General features: G+C 51.6%; 15 protein-coding genes. 4 read left to right on the top strand and 11 right to left on the bottom strand.

Annotation, left to right across the window (positions count from 1 at the left end; translation table 11 throughout):
* Positions 1-34: 34 nt before the first annotated feature.
* The gene (gene flhC / locus ACWWFX_RS06940; protein WP_015963991.1) at positions 35-613 is read right to left on the bottom strand and encodes a flagellar transcriptional regulator FlhC; all 579 of its coding nucleotides are present in this window, start codon (positions 611-613) and stop codon (positions 35-37) included.
* 2 nt (positions 614-615) lie between these two features.
* Positions 616-966, bottom strand: a complete 351-nt coding sequence (gene flhD, locus ACWWFX_RS06935; RefSeq protein WP_276219871.1) for a flagellar transcriptional regulator FlhD — start codon at positions 964-966, stop codon at positions 616-618.
* Positions 967-1,747: 781 nt separating this feature from the next.
* On the opposite strand from flhD, the gene uspC reads away from it, so the two are divergent.
* Entirely contained in the window at positions 1,748-2,167 is a 420-nt protein-coding gene (gene uspC / locus ACWWFX_RS06930) for a universal stress protein UspC (protein WP_231826977.1), read from the top strand.
* 48 nt (positions 2,168-2,215) lie between these two features.
* Here the strand turns inward: uspC and otsA are convergent, their stop codons facing one another.
* The 6 genes from otsA to ACWWFX_RS06900 all read right to left on the bottom strand — a co-directional run bounded on the left by otsA (position 2,216) and on the right by ACWWFX_RS06900 (position 8,981).
* Positions 2,216-3,637, bottom strand: a complete 1,422-nt coding sequence (otsA, locus tag ACWWFX_RS06925; RefSeq protein ID WP_473223473.1) for an alpha,alpha-trehalose-phosphate synthase — start codon at positions 3,635-3,637, stop codon at positions 2,216-2,218.
* Positions 3,612-4,412 carry a trehalose-phosphatase gene (gene otsB / locus ACWWFX_RS06920; RefSeq protein ID WP_473223472.1) on the bottom strand — a complete coding sequence of 267 codons (801 nt, stop codon included), beginning with the start codon at positions 4,410-4,412 and terminating at the stop codon, positions 3,612-3,614. Before otsB ends, otsA begins: the two co-directional genes overlap by 26 nt.
* 163 nt (positions 4,413-4,575) lie before the next feature.
* On the bottom strand, positions 4,576-5,556 hold the full coding sequence (gene araH, locus ACWWFX_RS06915; protein WP_253899039.1) for an L-arabinose ABC transporter permease AraH: 981 nt from the start codon (positions 5,554-5,556) through the stop codon (positions 4,576-4,578).
* Positions 5,557-5,570: 14 nt separating this feature from the next.
* A complete protein-coding gene (gene araG / locus ACWWFX_RS06910) occupies positions 5,571-7,085 on the bottom strand; it encodes an L-arabinose ABC transporter ATP-binding protein AraG (RefSeq protein ID WP_473223471.1) in 1,515 nt (504 codons plus the stop codon).
* 65 nt (positions 7,086-7,150) lie between these two features.
* Entirely contained in the window at positions 7,151-8,131 is a 981-nt protein-coding gene (locus tag ACWWFX_RS06905) for an arabinose ABC transporter substrate-binding protein (RefSeq protein WP_015963984.1), read from the bottom strand.
* A gap of 292 nt (positions 8,132-8,423) precedes the next feature.
* On the bottom strand, positions 8,424-8,981 hold the full coding sequence (locus tag ACWWFX_RS06900; RefSeq protein ID WP_473223470.1) for a DJ-1/PfpI family protein: 558 nt from the start codon (positions 8,979-8,981) through the stop codon (positions 8,424-8,426).
* Positions 8,982-9,584: 603 nt separating this feature from the next.
* On the opposite strand from ACWWFX_RS06900, the gene ACWWFX_RS06895 reads away from it, so the two are divergent.
* On the top strand, positions 9,585-10,088 hold the full coding sequence (locus ACWWFX_RS06895; protein WP_473223469.1) for a non-heme ferritin-like protein: 504 nt from the start codon (positions 9,585-9,587) through the stop codon (positions 10,086-10,088).
* A gap of 66 nt (positions 10,089-10,154) precedes the next feature.
* Here the strand turns inward: ACWWFX_RS06895 and ACWWFX_RS06890 are convergent, their stop codons facing one another.
* Positions 10,155-10,403: a DUF2766 family protein gene (locus ACWWFX_RS06890; RefSeq protein WP_015963981.1), complete on the bottom strand. Its 249-nt coding sequence runs from the start codon at positions 10,401-10,403 to the stop codon at positions 10,155-10,157.
* Between the two features lie 96 nt (positions 10,404-10,499).
* Positions 10,500-10,589 carry a stress response protein AzuC gene (gene azuC / locus ACWWFX_RS06885; protein ID WP_015963980.1) on the bottom strand — a complete coding sequence of 30 codons (90 nt, stop codon included), beginning with the start codon at positions 10,587-10,589 and terminating at the stop codon, positions 10,500-10,502.
* A gap of 208 nt (positions 10,590-10,797) precedes the next feature.
* Between azuC and ACWWFX_RS06880 the strand changes: the two genes are divergently transcribed.
* Positions 10,798-12,222, top strand: coding sequence for an MFS transporter (locus ACWWFX_RS06880; protein ID WP_327621908.1), 1,425 nt, complete (start codon positions 10,798-10,800; stop codon positions 12,220-12,222).
* 45 nt (positions 12,223-12,267) lie between these two features.
* Here ACWWFX_RS06880 and ACWWFX_RS06875 read toward each other — a convergent pair whose 3' ends face one another.
* Positions 12,268-12,906 carry an RpiB/LacA/LacB family sugar-phosphate isomerase gene (locus tag ACWWFX_RS06875; protein WP_149462858.1) on the bottom strand — a complete coding sequence of 213 codons (639 nt, stop codon included), beginning with the start codon at positions 12,904-12,906 and terminating at the stop codon, positions 12,268-12,270.
* Positions 12,907-13,159: 253 nt separating this feature from the next.
* On the opposite strand from ACWWFX_RS06875, the gene yecR reads away from it, so the two are divergent.
* Positions 13,160-13,498, top strand: a complete 339-nt coding sequence (yecR, locus tag ACWWFX_RS06870) for a YecR family lipoprotein (RefSeq protein ID WP_473223468.1) — start codon at positions 13,160-13,162, stop codon at positions 13,496-13,498.
* The last annotated feature ends 7 nt before the right edge of the window (positions 13,499-13,505 follow it).

Genomic DNA, 13,505 nt, shown 5'->3' with positions numbered 1-13,505 from the left:
CCCCGCTGCTGGAGTGTTTGCCACACCGTTCCGGCTAAACAGCTTGCTCTATCTGTTCATCCAGCAGTTGTGGATTACTATCGGCAGCGTTGTCGGAAAGTTTACGTCTTTTTACGGCGCGTGATGGCGGCTGGCACAGACTGCAAACGAAGCTGCCCACCGGTTGATGTGCGTGAGTGATAAAATTACCGCCGCAGCTGTTGCAGTGCGACAGTTCCAGCAGGCCGCTTTCAACGAAGCGCACTAGCGTCCAGGCGCGGGTCAGCGCCAGTAGCGGCGCCTCATCCTGAGCCGGGCACTGTTCAAGATAGAGCCGATAAGCCTTAATGACGGCGTCGACGCCGGAACATAAGCCGGTGCTGAGAAGAAATTGCCAGGCATTGCAGAACATGGAAGAGTGGATATTCTGCTCCCACGTCATAAACCAGTCAGTGGAAAATGGCAGCATTCCTTTAGGTGGCGGGCTGCCGCGCAGTTCTTTATAGAGCTTAATCAGGCGACCACGGCTCAGCTGCGTTTCACTTTCCAGCATCTGCAAACGCGCGCCCAGGGTAATCAGCTCCATCGCAAGCTGAATATCGCGGGCTTCCTGGACAATACTTTTTTCGCTCATGCTCAGGCCCTTTTCTTACGGCCGGAATCAGCGGTCTGGCTGGCGTCGTTCAGTAAACGCGTAGAAAGAAGAATACCGGTGTGAATCTGTTGCAGGTCATCAACCCGAGAATCCTGCGTGAGTTGAGTGATGGTTTGATGACTGTCGAAGCGGAACTGGCAAACCAGTTGATTGGTTTCCGCCAGTTTTACCATCTGCGGAAGCGTCAGTTCACCCAGCGTGGTGGCCATCTCTTCATTTACGCCCAGGCGAAACATGGCGGATGCTTTATCCTGACCGATCAGACGTTGCGCAAGAAGTAGATAGGACAAATTGATGTCATAGATATGTTTTAGCAACTCGGATGTATGCATTTTCCCCATCCCGAATAACCAACTATTGTTTTAATGCGGTCAAACCGCACACCCCGTGATGTCGTCGGGAAATCCCGATAAAAAAAAGAAATGGCTGAAATGCATAGCCGATGCTGATTGAAATATCGGCGAGTGCGCTTCACGTTATGAAGCAACAAATTTAAACATTTCTTACAAATGACTAAGAATTTTCCTAAATCCACGCAACTTTACCCGCCAGCTATGACACATACAATCTGGCCTTAGGGTAAATTTAGGAATTATGTGATTTATGTCACATAATCTACCTGAATGTTAACCGCCAATCCATCAGATTACATTGTTATTTGAACACTTATTAATCAAATGAGCTATTTTTCTATTCTTCAGGGACGAATATTCATTCAAAAGAGGAAAGAGTGCTTAACCCGATGAAGAACCATAGACAACAGAGGATTGACAACGGGCACGATGATTCGCTTAGCACCGGAGATTATAAATTTATATCTTAAATTCATACAATTAAATAAAATTAGCATTTGCATAATAACTCAATTAAATCATTTTTATTTTGTTAATCACTTTCGATTATGGGTTAATTGATTACTATAACTTAAGGAAAGTAGTTACATTCTCAGCATAATTTGCAACACGCCCACTTTTTACACTATTCCGAACATAAGAATAATTAATGCATATATTGAAGCAGCTCACAGTTACATTTGAAGCCACCCTTGCAGTCAGGCGGCAAAAAGAGTATGAGCTTAAATAAGGTTAGTGAAGTGTCCTGCAAGGAGGTCTGATGCCTTACTCTCACCTGTTAGTGGCGGTAGCGCCAACGCCAGAAAGCCACGCGCTGTTACGCAAGGCGGTTTCGATTGCGCGCCCGGTCAATGCCCGCGTCAGCCTGATCACGTTCTCAACCGATCCGGAAATGTATAACCAGCTTGCCGCGCCGATGATGGAGAATTTGCGTGAATTAATGCAGGAGGAGACCCAACAGTTTCTTGATACGCTGGTTGAACAAGCCGAATACCCCATCTGGAAAACCCAAATTGCCAGCGGTGAATTGTGTGAAAGTATTAAATCCTGGTGTCAGCACTACCAGGTCGATTTAGTCATCTGCGGGAACCACAATCAAAGCTTTTTCTCGCGTGCCACCTGCTCAGCGAAGAATATCGTCGGCAGCAGTTGCGCCGACGTTTTGCTTGTGACGTTGTAACATTCCCTGTGCGACGCCGGTTTTGTCTGCTCCGGCGTCATTCTTTCCTTATGCCAGCTTTGGGAAAGCCGCCACTTTACTCTCCATCTGGCTCTCTTCACTTCTCGGCGTGATGCGTTTCAAATCGCTCATAAACTGCGCCTGCCAGTGGTGAATATCGTTACGCGTGATGATCTCCAGCATTTCCGCATGGCGCGAGATACGCTCGGCAAGCGGCATATTCAACCCTCTGTCCAGCGCCGCCGCCACTTCATCACGATCGTACGGATTCACAATTAGCGCAGAGGTCAGTTCATTGGCGGCCCCGGCAAACTGCGAGAGCACCAGCACGCCGGGGTTTTCCGGGTCTTGTGCGGCAACGTACTCTTTGGCTACCAGATTCATCCCGTCGCGCAGCGGCGTGACCAGGCCGACATCGGAATAGCGGAAGACCTTCATCAATAATTTACGGTCAAAATGCTGATTCAGGTAGTAGAGCGGCGTCCAGCCAAGCTGACCATACTGACCGTTAATCCGCCCTGCCGCCGTTTCCAGTTGATGACGAATATCCTGATAAGCCTGCACATCGCCACGCGACGTTGGTGCAATCTGGGTATAACGAATTTTGCCATGATGATGCGGGAATTTCTCCAGCAGCGCTTCATAGGCCTGAAAACGTTCCGGCAGGCCTTTGGAGTAATCCAGTCGTTCGACCGAAAAGATATTTTTGACGTTTTTCAGCTCAGCTTTCAGTTGCGCCAGCTTCGGCGGCAATGGCCCCTGCGCCTGTTTGGCTATCTCGTCCGGTTCAATACCAATCGGGTACACTTCCGTGCGGAAGGTTTTCCCCCAGGCGGTATGCGTTTTGCTGCGCGTGTTAAGCCGCGTTTGCGCACTGACACAGTCAAGGAACGCCAGCCTGTCGTTTTCCGTCTGGAAACCCAGCAGATCGTAATCGCAGAGCTGCTCCAGCAGTTCGGCGTGCGGCGGTAGCGCGTTAAAAATTTCCGGCGTCGGGAAAGGAATGTGGAGGAAGAATCCGATACGGTTATTCACGTTGCGCTTGCGCAGTTCGCTGGCGAAAGGCAGCAGATGGTAATCGTGAACCCAGATGTCATCATCTTCTTTAAGCAGCGGCAGCAGTTTATCCGCCAGCTTGCTGTTTACCCGCAGGTAACCTTCCCAGCATTCACGCTGAAAAGTGACCAAATCCAGTCGATAGTGAAACGCGGGCCAGAGTACCGCATTGGAAAACTGATTGTAGTAGTGTTCGTGATCCTGCTCGTTCAGCGTAAAAGAAGCCCAACTGATGTTGCCCTGGGTCACCTTTTCCAGCGGCGCATTCTCATCACCAATTTCGCCATTCCAGCCAAACCACAGCCCCCCTTTACTCTTCAACGCTCCCATGATCCCCACGGCCAGCCCACCAGCACTGGCCTTTTTATCATCAGGAACGGAAATACGGTTAGATACTACGACTAAGCGACTCATAGCCATCTCTCCTGTCAGTAAGCGCGTTTTGTTTTTGATTTTCAGCCGCGTTTTGCAACCACTGGTGAACGGCCGCCACATCAGGCAAACGAGCAATCGCCTGCGTGTCGCCCACTCCCACTTTAATCGATAGTCCACCCAATCTGTTCACGGCGGCAAAACCCGCCTCATCCGTTAAATCATCGCCGATAAACACGGGCAGCTTGCCGCGAAACGGGGATTCCTGCATAAAGGCCTCAATCGCTGCACCTTTGTTGATGCCTCTGGGTTTAATTTCCACCACGCACTTGCCCGGCTGCAGCGCCAGTTCGGGAAACTGCGTGACAATCTCCTGCGCCAGCGCCACGATCGCCGCTTGATGCTGCGGTGCCTGACGATAATGCAGCGCAAATGCCATCCCTTTGGCTTCGAGCTCCGCCCCCGGCAATAACGCCAGCGCCTCACTCAGTTGCCGTTCCACGCGTTGAGCCGTCTCATCTTCCAGCGCAACGATATGCGTTTTCCCGTTGATATCGCGGCGTTCCGCCCCGTGTACGCCCGCCAGAGGAAAGCGATACGGACTGGCGAGCCTGTCCAGCTCTGCCATTGAGCGCCCTGAAATCAACGCTACTGCGCCATCATGTGCCTGCGACAGCCGCGACAACGCATCACGAACGAGCTCAGGTATAGCAACATGATCGGGATGCAGTTTGATCCCAGCGAGAGTGCCATCAAGGTCAAAGAAAAAAGCGACGTTTTCAGTTGGTGCAGGGGGTACAGATAACAGGTCAGCCACCCTGGGTTCCTCCTTATCAGTGAATTACTCAGTAGTGTGTTAACAAAAAGTTAGCAATTAAAGTATAGACAGTGTGACGCGGCTCGCCATTTTCAAATGAAAACGCCGGTGGGATTAGCCACCGGCGCTGTCAGTACATATACTTAAAAATTGGGTCCGTTTTTTAGACCGTTCGTTTCGCTTTTTGTTTGTAGCGGTCAAAGATAACCGCCGCCAGCAGAATCAAACCGCGTACCACATACTGCGAGAATGGCGAAATATTCAGCAGGTTCATGGCGTTTTCCACCGTGCCCAGAATCAGTATCCCGGCCACCACGTAGGAGATTTTCCCGATACCGCCTTTGAGCGACACGCCGCCCAGCACGCAGGCTGAGATAACAATCAGCTCATAACCGATAGAGGTCATCGGCTGTCCGCTGGTCATACGCGAAGCCAAAATAATCCCCGCCGCTGCCGACACCAGGCCTGACAGAATAAAGATGATAATTTTGGTACGAACCACCGGAACACCTGCCAGACGTGCAGCCTCTTCGTTCCCGCCAATCGCCAGAGTATTGCGCCCAAAAGTGGTCTTATTCAGTAATAATCCGAAAATGATTAAACAGGCCACGGTCAGCCAGATTGGCGCGGGTAAACCGAGCCAGTTAGCGTATCCCAGTTCAAAGAAACGCTCATCTTCAATCCCTACGGCTTTACCATCAGAGATGATATAGGCAAGGCCGCGCACAATTTGCATGGTGGCAAGCGTGGTGATCAGGGCGTTGATCTTCAGTTTGGCAATGACGAAGCCGTTGACCAGACCGCTCAACACGCCCAGCATCAGCCCGGCGAAGACGCCTATCCACAGGCTTTCTGTCAGGTTAATCACCACCGCAGCGGTGACGCCTGCGCAGGCAATCACCGAGGCAACGGAGAGGTCAAAGTCGCCAGAAGCCAGGCAGAACAGCATTCCGCAGGCGACCATGCCGGACATCGATATCGCCAGCCCCAGCCCTTTCATGTTGACGAAGGAGGCAAAATTCGGCACAAAAATCGCGCAGCCGATAAACAGTACCGCGAAGACAACCAGCATGCCGTACTGATCCCAGATACGGCCAAAGCTGAGTGATGGTCGGCGTGCGCCGGAAGTCGTTACAGAAGACATCATAAACTCCTTTCTCAGGCGACGGCCTGACTCACTTTAGGCATAGCGAGGCTTAACGCCTGCTGTTCATTCGCGCTGCCATGCAGCAGTTCACCGGCAATTTCGCCTTCGCGCATTACCACGATTCGGTCCGCTACGCCCAACACTTCTGGCAGGTCGCTCGAGGCGAACAGTACCGCCACGCCGGACGCTGCCAGCGCGTAAATGACGTTATAGATTTCATGCTTCGCACCCACGTCAATGCCGCGCGTGGGCTCATCAAGCAAAATGACTTTCATCTCTTCCGACAGCCAACGTCCCAGAATCGCCTTCTGCTGGTTGCCGCCGGAAAGATTCATTATCAGCTGCTCGGCACCCGGCGTTTTAATATTCAGAGATTGAATATGATGATCCGCGTTGCGCGCCTCCCAACCGTTGTTGATCAGGCATCCGGCGTGAATATTGTTGCGCCGTGCGCTGATGTTGATGTTGTCGCGTACGGAGTGAACGGGAATAATCCCTTCGGCTTTGCGATCTTCCGGACACAGCATCATGCCAGCGCGAATCGCATGCGCGGGCTTATCGATGGTGACGGCCGCACCATCAATATAAACCTGACCGCTGGATATTTTGTTGCCGCCAAACAGCCCTTTCATCAGTTCGCTACGCCCGGCCCCAACCAGCCCGAACAGGCCGACGATTTCACCGCTTCGCACCGTCAGGGAAATGGGTGTCCGCACGCCTGGCGCCTTGACCTGGTCCAGCCGCAGGCGCTCCGCACCGTGCTCGCGTGGCTGCCAGCCATAGATGTCACCAATGTCACGCCCGACCATCGCCTGAACCAGACTGTCGTGGTTCACTCTTTCCATATCGCTGAAGGTGCAGACATAACGTCCGTCTTTAAAGACGGTGATGGCGTCGCTCAGGGCAAAAATTTCTTCCATACGATGAGACACATAGATGATCACGCGGCCTTCTTTGCGCAGTTCGCGGATCACGCGGAACAGATTCTCAATTTCACGCGCTGAAAGTGAGCTGGTCGGTTCGTCGAAGGCGATGACTTTCGCGTTGCGGGCCAGCGCTTTGGCAATTTCCACCATTTGCCACTGACCGATGGAGAGATACTTCAGCGGTGTGTCCGGGTCGATATCGAGCCCAAGATGCTGTAACTGTAGCCCGGCTTCGTAGTTCAGCAGCGAACGATTAACGATGCCGCCTTTGCTGGGCAACTGCCCGAGGTAGATATTTTCCGCGACGGTCATCTCCGGCACCAGGTGCAGTTCCTGATAGATAATCGCGACGCCAGCGTTCAGCGCGGCGGTGGTATCCGCAAAGGCGACATCCTGCCCGCGCAGCGTTAGCGTGCCCGCCGTCGGCGCGTAGTTGCCGCTAAGAATCTTGAGCAGCGTAGATTTCCCGGCGCCGTTTTCGCCCATCAGCGCGTGCACCTGGCCGGCATAGCAGCCGAAGCTGATATCGGATAACGCTTTCACGCCCGGGAAGGTTTTAGAAATGCCGCGAAACGAGAGATAAGGGGTTGACTGTTGCATAACCACTCCTGAATGACAGGGTCACATCTCCCCCGGCAATAACGCCGGGAGAGAGGCATCACGACTTACAGACCTTTTTTCGCCAGTTCTTCTTTGAAGTTTTCACGGGTAATCAGCACCACGTCGGTAACCGCAGTAAATTTCGGCGGCTCTACGCCCTTCTCAACCCAGTTGTAGAGCATTTCACTGGTTTTGTAGCCGTGAATATCCGGGCTTGGCAGCAGGGAACCATAGAAGCCGGTAGCCTGTGCTTTCGACAGTTCGTTCACTGCATCCACACCGTTGATACCGATGCCGATGACGTCGGCCGCTTTAAAGCCCTGACCTTCCGTCGCACGCACGCCACCCAGTACGGTGTTATCGTTCATACCGACGATCAGCCAGTGCTTCACGCCTGGATGTTGCACCAGCATGGAGTTACCAGCATCGAAGGCGCCGGGGATATCGTTAGATTTGGTTGGGACCTGATAAATCTGTTTTTCCGGGAAACCCGCGGCTTTCAGCGCATCCAGCGAGCCGGTGGTGCGACGACGCGCGGTATCCAGCTCGTTCGCCGTGATCGCCATCACGGCGGTATCTTTCACGTCCCAGCCGCGTTTTTGCATCTCTTTATAGAGTTCCTGCCCCTGACGTGCGCCGATTTCACTGGCCGCCATCATCACCAGCGGAACGGTGTCCATCGGCTTGCCTTTGGCGTTAACGAACTGGTCATCGACGGTGATCACTTTCATGTCATAGCCGCGCGCTTTCGCCATAATTGCCGAGCCCAGTTTCGGGTCTGGGGTACAGATAACGAACCCTTTCGCGCCGTTAGCCGCCAGGCTATCGATGGCGTTCAGAGTTTTCTCGCCGTCGGGCACGGCAATTTTAATCACGTCAAAGCCCAAATCTTTGCCGGCTTTGTCAGCAAACTTCCATTCGGTCTGGAACCACGGCTCTTCCGGTTGTTTCACCAGAAAACCGAGCTTCAAATTTTCTGCCATAGCTGATTGTGACATAACCGCTGCCAGGCCGATGGCGGCCAGCGCTTTAGTGAATTTGTGCATGGTATACTCCAGCCTTTGTGCTTTTATTTGTAGGGAAATAATCGGTTATAAAATTTAATTAGGACGTAAAACAACGTATTAGCCGTTTCGTTAATTGCTATACGGTTGTTAGCACATTAATAGCGGGAAAATATTTATCCATAAGAGAGCCGCATCACACCGCAGAATTACAGTAGTTGCATACATGGATTTAGCAGAAAATGACATACAGAAAGGGCGAATTGTCCGACAATTCGCCCTGGCAATAGCATTATAATCTATATTGTTAGCTAACTAATCCTTGTTTAACGGGTTACCACGGATAGTAGATGTGGTCCGCGTGATCGCGGACTGGCGCCTCATCCCCTAATAAGCGCGCCGCTACGGTAAAGGCGAAATCGAAAACATGACCAAATCCTTTTCCGCTGATGAGGTTGCCATCTTCCACTACCGGGGCATCAATATACTCACCGTCTTTAATATCCTGCCATAAGTCGCCAGAACAGACGTAGCGACGGCCTTTCAGCAGGCCGTTACCTGCCAGCACGCGGGCGGCGGCAGAGCAAATGGGGCAAATATATTTTCCGGCTTCATCATGTGCGGCGACAAACTTCACCACGTCTTTATTTGCCGCGAGATTCACACTGCCCTGCGGCCCGCCGGGCAGTATCACAGCGTCGTAGATTTTATCCATGCGTTCTGCAAGCGTGGCATCCGCCACCATCGGGATATCGTGATAGCTCACCACCGCACGCGATTCAGCGCAGGACACCAGTTCAACCTCAAGATGCAAACGACGCAGAATATCAATCGTGACGATCGCTTCACCTTCTTCAAACCCGGGTGCTAACAGCACGGCAACCTGTTTCATTGTAACTCCTGTTTTATCGTAATCGGGGATTGGCCGGATAATTGCGCACGAACCAATCTGCCTCACCACTGGCAAAAATGATCTAAAACAATTTACTGGCTATTGAACTGTTTGCCTGACTCACAAAATAAACAAACAAAAATAAACCACTGTTTCATTTTATTCTACGAATAGTACGTAATGCCTGGCAAGCAGTAAAACAGGTTTATGTGATCGTCCACGAAAAATGCTAACGCGATCACAAATAAAGATGAGCCTTAATATATTCACCATACAAATCATATAGCTGTAATAATTCATTACGGTAACATGCGCAGGCATAATCCTTTTCTGGAATATAGTTGTAACAAAACGTAAATGAACAAACTTAAGAGTTTTCTTAGATGGTGACGCGCGGTATTATTTTTGGAGCCGATTCAGGAATCGTACATCGGTCACATTCAGAGGTCGTCGAATATTACATTCTGTCATTGTTCTCTGACGCGTAAATAGCGCGATTTAAACTTGCATTAATTTACGCTACTTAATCGTAGCGTCATGATGAAAAGTAAGAATCCCGATTGTTAACGCGAGTTGTCCCTTCCAGGAAATAAGGATATTGGTATGGCAGTCCCAGGAATGGTTCAAAAACTGAATACTCAAATGAACCTTGAGTTTTACGCATCGAATCTCTATCTCCGTCTGAGCGAGTGGTGTTCCGAACAACGTCTCAACGGCACCGCAACGTTTCTTCGCGCACAGGCACAAACCAGCGTCACGCAAATGATGCGCGTGTTTGATTACATGAAGAAATCCGGCGGGTACCCGGTAGTGAAAGCCATCGAGCCGCACGAAGAGAAGTGTGCCTCACTCGAAGAACTCTTCCTGAAAACCATTGAAGAGTATAATCAGCGCAGCAATACTCTTTCTGAGCTGGCTGAACAAGCGAAGGTTCTGCGCGACGACAGCACGCTGAGCTTCTTAACCAATCTTGAAGAAGAGCAGCAGCAGGATGGGGTTTTACTTCAGGCGATTCTTGAAGAAGTACGCAGTGCGAATAAAGCGGGCCTGTGTATGCAACAAACCGATCAGCACCTGCTGAACGTAGTGAACCACCAGGCGCACTAATCCCTCCCCCGCTCTACAACCGGCAGCATAAACCTGCCGGTTGCAAATCACGTCTCAATTACCCAATCAGTGTGCTTCACCCTGCGGTGTAAACTTCAGCTCAATCAGGGCAATCGCTTTCTGGATGGCGCGCAGCGTGACCGGGTCAGCTGACGGATGCCCGGCGAAATCGATAGATTTCAGCTGAGTGGACATCTTCTCACGCACTTCGACGGGGGCGATGACATCGATGACATCAAGAATTTGCTTAATGACCAACTGGCAGGCTACCACGTCGGATACCAGTTCTTCATCAGCAGTCAGGTTCTGGGACATATACGCTCCTTAACATTTAGGGGTACTATGGTACCCGAAAGGACCGAAGCGCGCCCCTTACAGACATAAAAAAACCTGCCGTGGCAGGTTTTTTTATCAGAACATAGCGCCTGGCGGTACGTCTTTGAAGGTTTTGCAATAGTTCTCGAACATGCTTTTGAGGATTTTGCGCATGCGTTGTTTCATTGTGATGCTCCTATTTTGTTACGCAGGTGTTATTGTCTTTTGACACATAGTATGACATTCATCACAAAAATCAACCAAAACGAGATGTACATCACGTTTATTTTTTCAGCAAATGGCGATAAAGACCTATTATCTGAAACAAATCCGTTACTTAGCTTAAAACTTAAATTATAAAATTTGCAGATTATTTTGATAGGGTAAAACAGAAATGAGTGAGCCTCTCCAGGCACAAAACGGGCGCGGCCTGTCGCCCGCTGCTCTGTTGGTTGCTGGCGCGTTTTTTATGGAGTTTCTTGATGGCACCGTGATCGCCACCGCCCTGCCCGACATGGCCAAAAGTTTCGGCGTTGACGCCGTCGATCTTAACATTGGTATCAGCGCCTATCTGATTACGCTGGCTGTACTCATCCCTGCCAGTGGCTGGATAGCCGACCGATTCGGCGCCCGAAAAATATTCACGCTGGCGCTGGCTATTTTTACTCTGGCGTCCGTATTTTGCGGCCTGGCGACCACTGTCGACAGTTTCGTCGCCATGCGCATTCTTCAGGGGATGGGCGGCGCGCTCATGGTGCCCGTTGGGCGTCTGGCGGTTTTGCGTACCACGCCAAAACATCTGCTTATTACGGCCATCGCCACGCTAACCTGGCCTGCGCTCATCGCACCAATTATCGGGCCGCCGCTGGGCGGGTTTATCACCAGCGTCGCGGACTGGCGGTGGATCTTCTTTATTAACGTTCCACTGGGTATTATCGCCATTTTGCTGTCGCTACGTATCATTCCCGATATACGCGATGACGAACGCCGCCCCTTTGACCTGCCCGGTTTTCTCGCCACGTCGGTGGCGATGGTGAGCCTGGTATGCGCCATGGAGGCGCTGGGCGGACAGAGCATGCAGAGCGGGCTGGTGCTGACACTGTTTGTTATTGGCGGGCTGGCGTTTTATTACTCGCTGTATCATTTCCGGCGGGCAAAATGGCCAATGATCCGCCTGGATGCGCTGAAGGTCCCGACCTTCAGGGTCACGATGTACGGCGGATCGCTGTTCCGCGCCTCAATCAGTGCGGTGCCATTCCTGCTGCCGCTGCTTTTTCAGGTCGGTTTTGGGATGGACCCATTCCATTCCGGCCTGCTGGTGCTGGCGGTATTCGTCGGCAACCTGACCATCAAACCCGCTACCACGCCGTTGATTCGCTGGCTGGGTTTCCGCCGCCTTTTGCTGATCAATGGCGCATTGAACGTGCTGGCCCTGACCGCCTGCGCCTTTTTAACACCACAAACGCCCGTATGGGCCATATTACTGGTGCTTTATTTAGGCGGCGTATTCCGTTCCATCCAGTTCACCGGCGTGAGCACCCTGGCTTTTGCCGACGTGCCAGGCCCGCAGATGAGTTATGCCAATACGTTGTTCAGCACTGCCAGTCAGTTAGCCATTGGGCTTGGCATCACTCTCGGGGCAATCGGTATTCGTTTGGGGGAGAAAGTCAGCGAGGTGCTGGCGCTCGGCGCAATGCCGGGGATAAGCTTCAGACTGGCGTTTGTGTTTATCGCCCTGATCTGTCTGATTGGGATGATGGATACGCTACGGCTGACTAAAGATGCCGGTGTGTCGGTATCCAGAAAAGTGAAGGCGTAGAAACAAAAATCCCCACGCAGGTGGGGATTTTCATATCATGCAGAATTAGCCGAGGATCTGGCGCACGAACGCTTCGATCTCTTTATTCTGGCAGTTTTCGAAGAAGCATTGCTGGAAACGCTGACCAGAAACGGCTGTTTTCACCAGTTCCGGGTCAATGGCGCGCAGCGTATCCAGATAATTTTCTTTCACCACTGCGGCTTTGACCTGGTTCAGAATGCCCGCGTTACGCACCTGCGGTTCTTTACGCTCTGGCGGATAGCCTTCACCGTTGCGACCTGTGAACGCTTTTTCAAAGATAAAGCGCACATTCAGTTCTGCGCCCCAACCGAACCCTTTCGCGAACGGCAGCGACAGCGCGTTACCGTTGTTGATCTGCGCGAACAGGAAGGCATCAGCCGGGTCGATACAGTAGCCGCACACCACGCCCGGGTGGATGTTGAGAGACATCAGCGCGCCCTGGCCGGTACCGCAGCCAGTCACCACGAAGTCAACCGCTTTGGAATTCAGCAGGATGCTGGCCATGATACCCAGGTGAATGTAGGTCAGATGATGGTCGTTTTCATCGCTCATACCTACGTTGAAAACCGGGAATCCTTTTTCATCGGCAACCGCTTTTAATTCATTATGAATGATGGCGTTTTTGCTGGCCTGGCTGTTTTCCATCATCAGTGCAATTTTCATTCTTTCCTCTCCTGAATGCAGCGCGGGCGTCTCCCGCAAGGGTACGATAACAATGTATCAACCTTACAACCTTGCAAACATACTTTCAAATTTTATGAAAAATGGTTTTAAAATTCACAGCAAGGCTCACATTTTTGCTTGCCCGATGGGAAATCGTCGCCTTAAGAAGGCAACGTTATCGTCTTTATTCGAGGGATTACCCGCGCTTGTCTATGCCAGGATAGAGCAATGATAGATTGCCCCGAGTACTACCATGAAAACTCTTTTCCCGATTAGCGCTATCGTGCTGGTGCTTTCAGCCTGTAGCGTCCACCGACAGGCTGCCGTAAGCGAAATAGATGCGACCAGCGGGATCGTACGGCTGACGTATGGCCAGGCGATGTTGCAGAACGCGAAAACCGACGACTATGTTGTTAACGGCACCGCGACCAATGCCTGCCAGCAAATGGGCTATGCCACTGCCTTTGCCTATGGACAGCCAATTACCACCTGCGTCAGCAGCAGCGGGCCATTATGTATTAATGAAAGCGTGACGCTGCAGTATCAGTGCAGGGGGATCGCCGTTACGCCAGTTGCGCCGGCCTGGAATTAAATTATAC

This window comes from Pseudocitrobacter sp. 2023LY-00077 (genome assembly GCF_055796175.1).
Note: the sequence above shows the minus strand (reverse complement) of the source record. Positions and strands in the feature narration are given on the sequence as shown.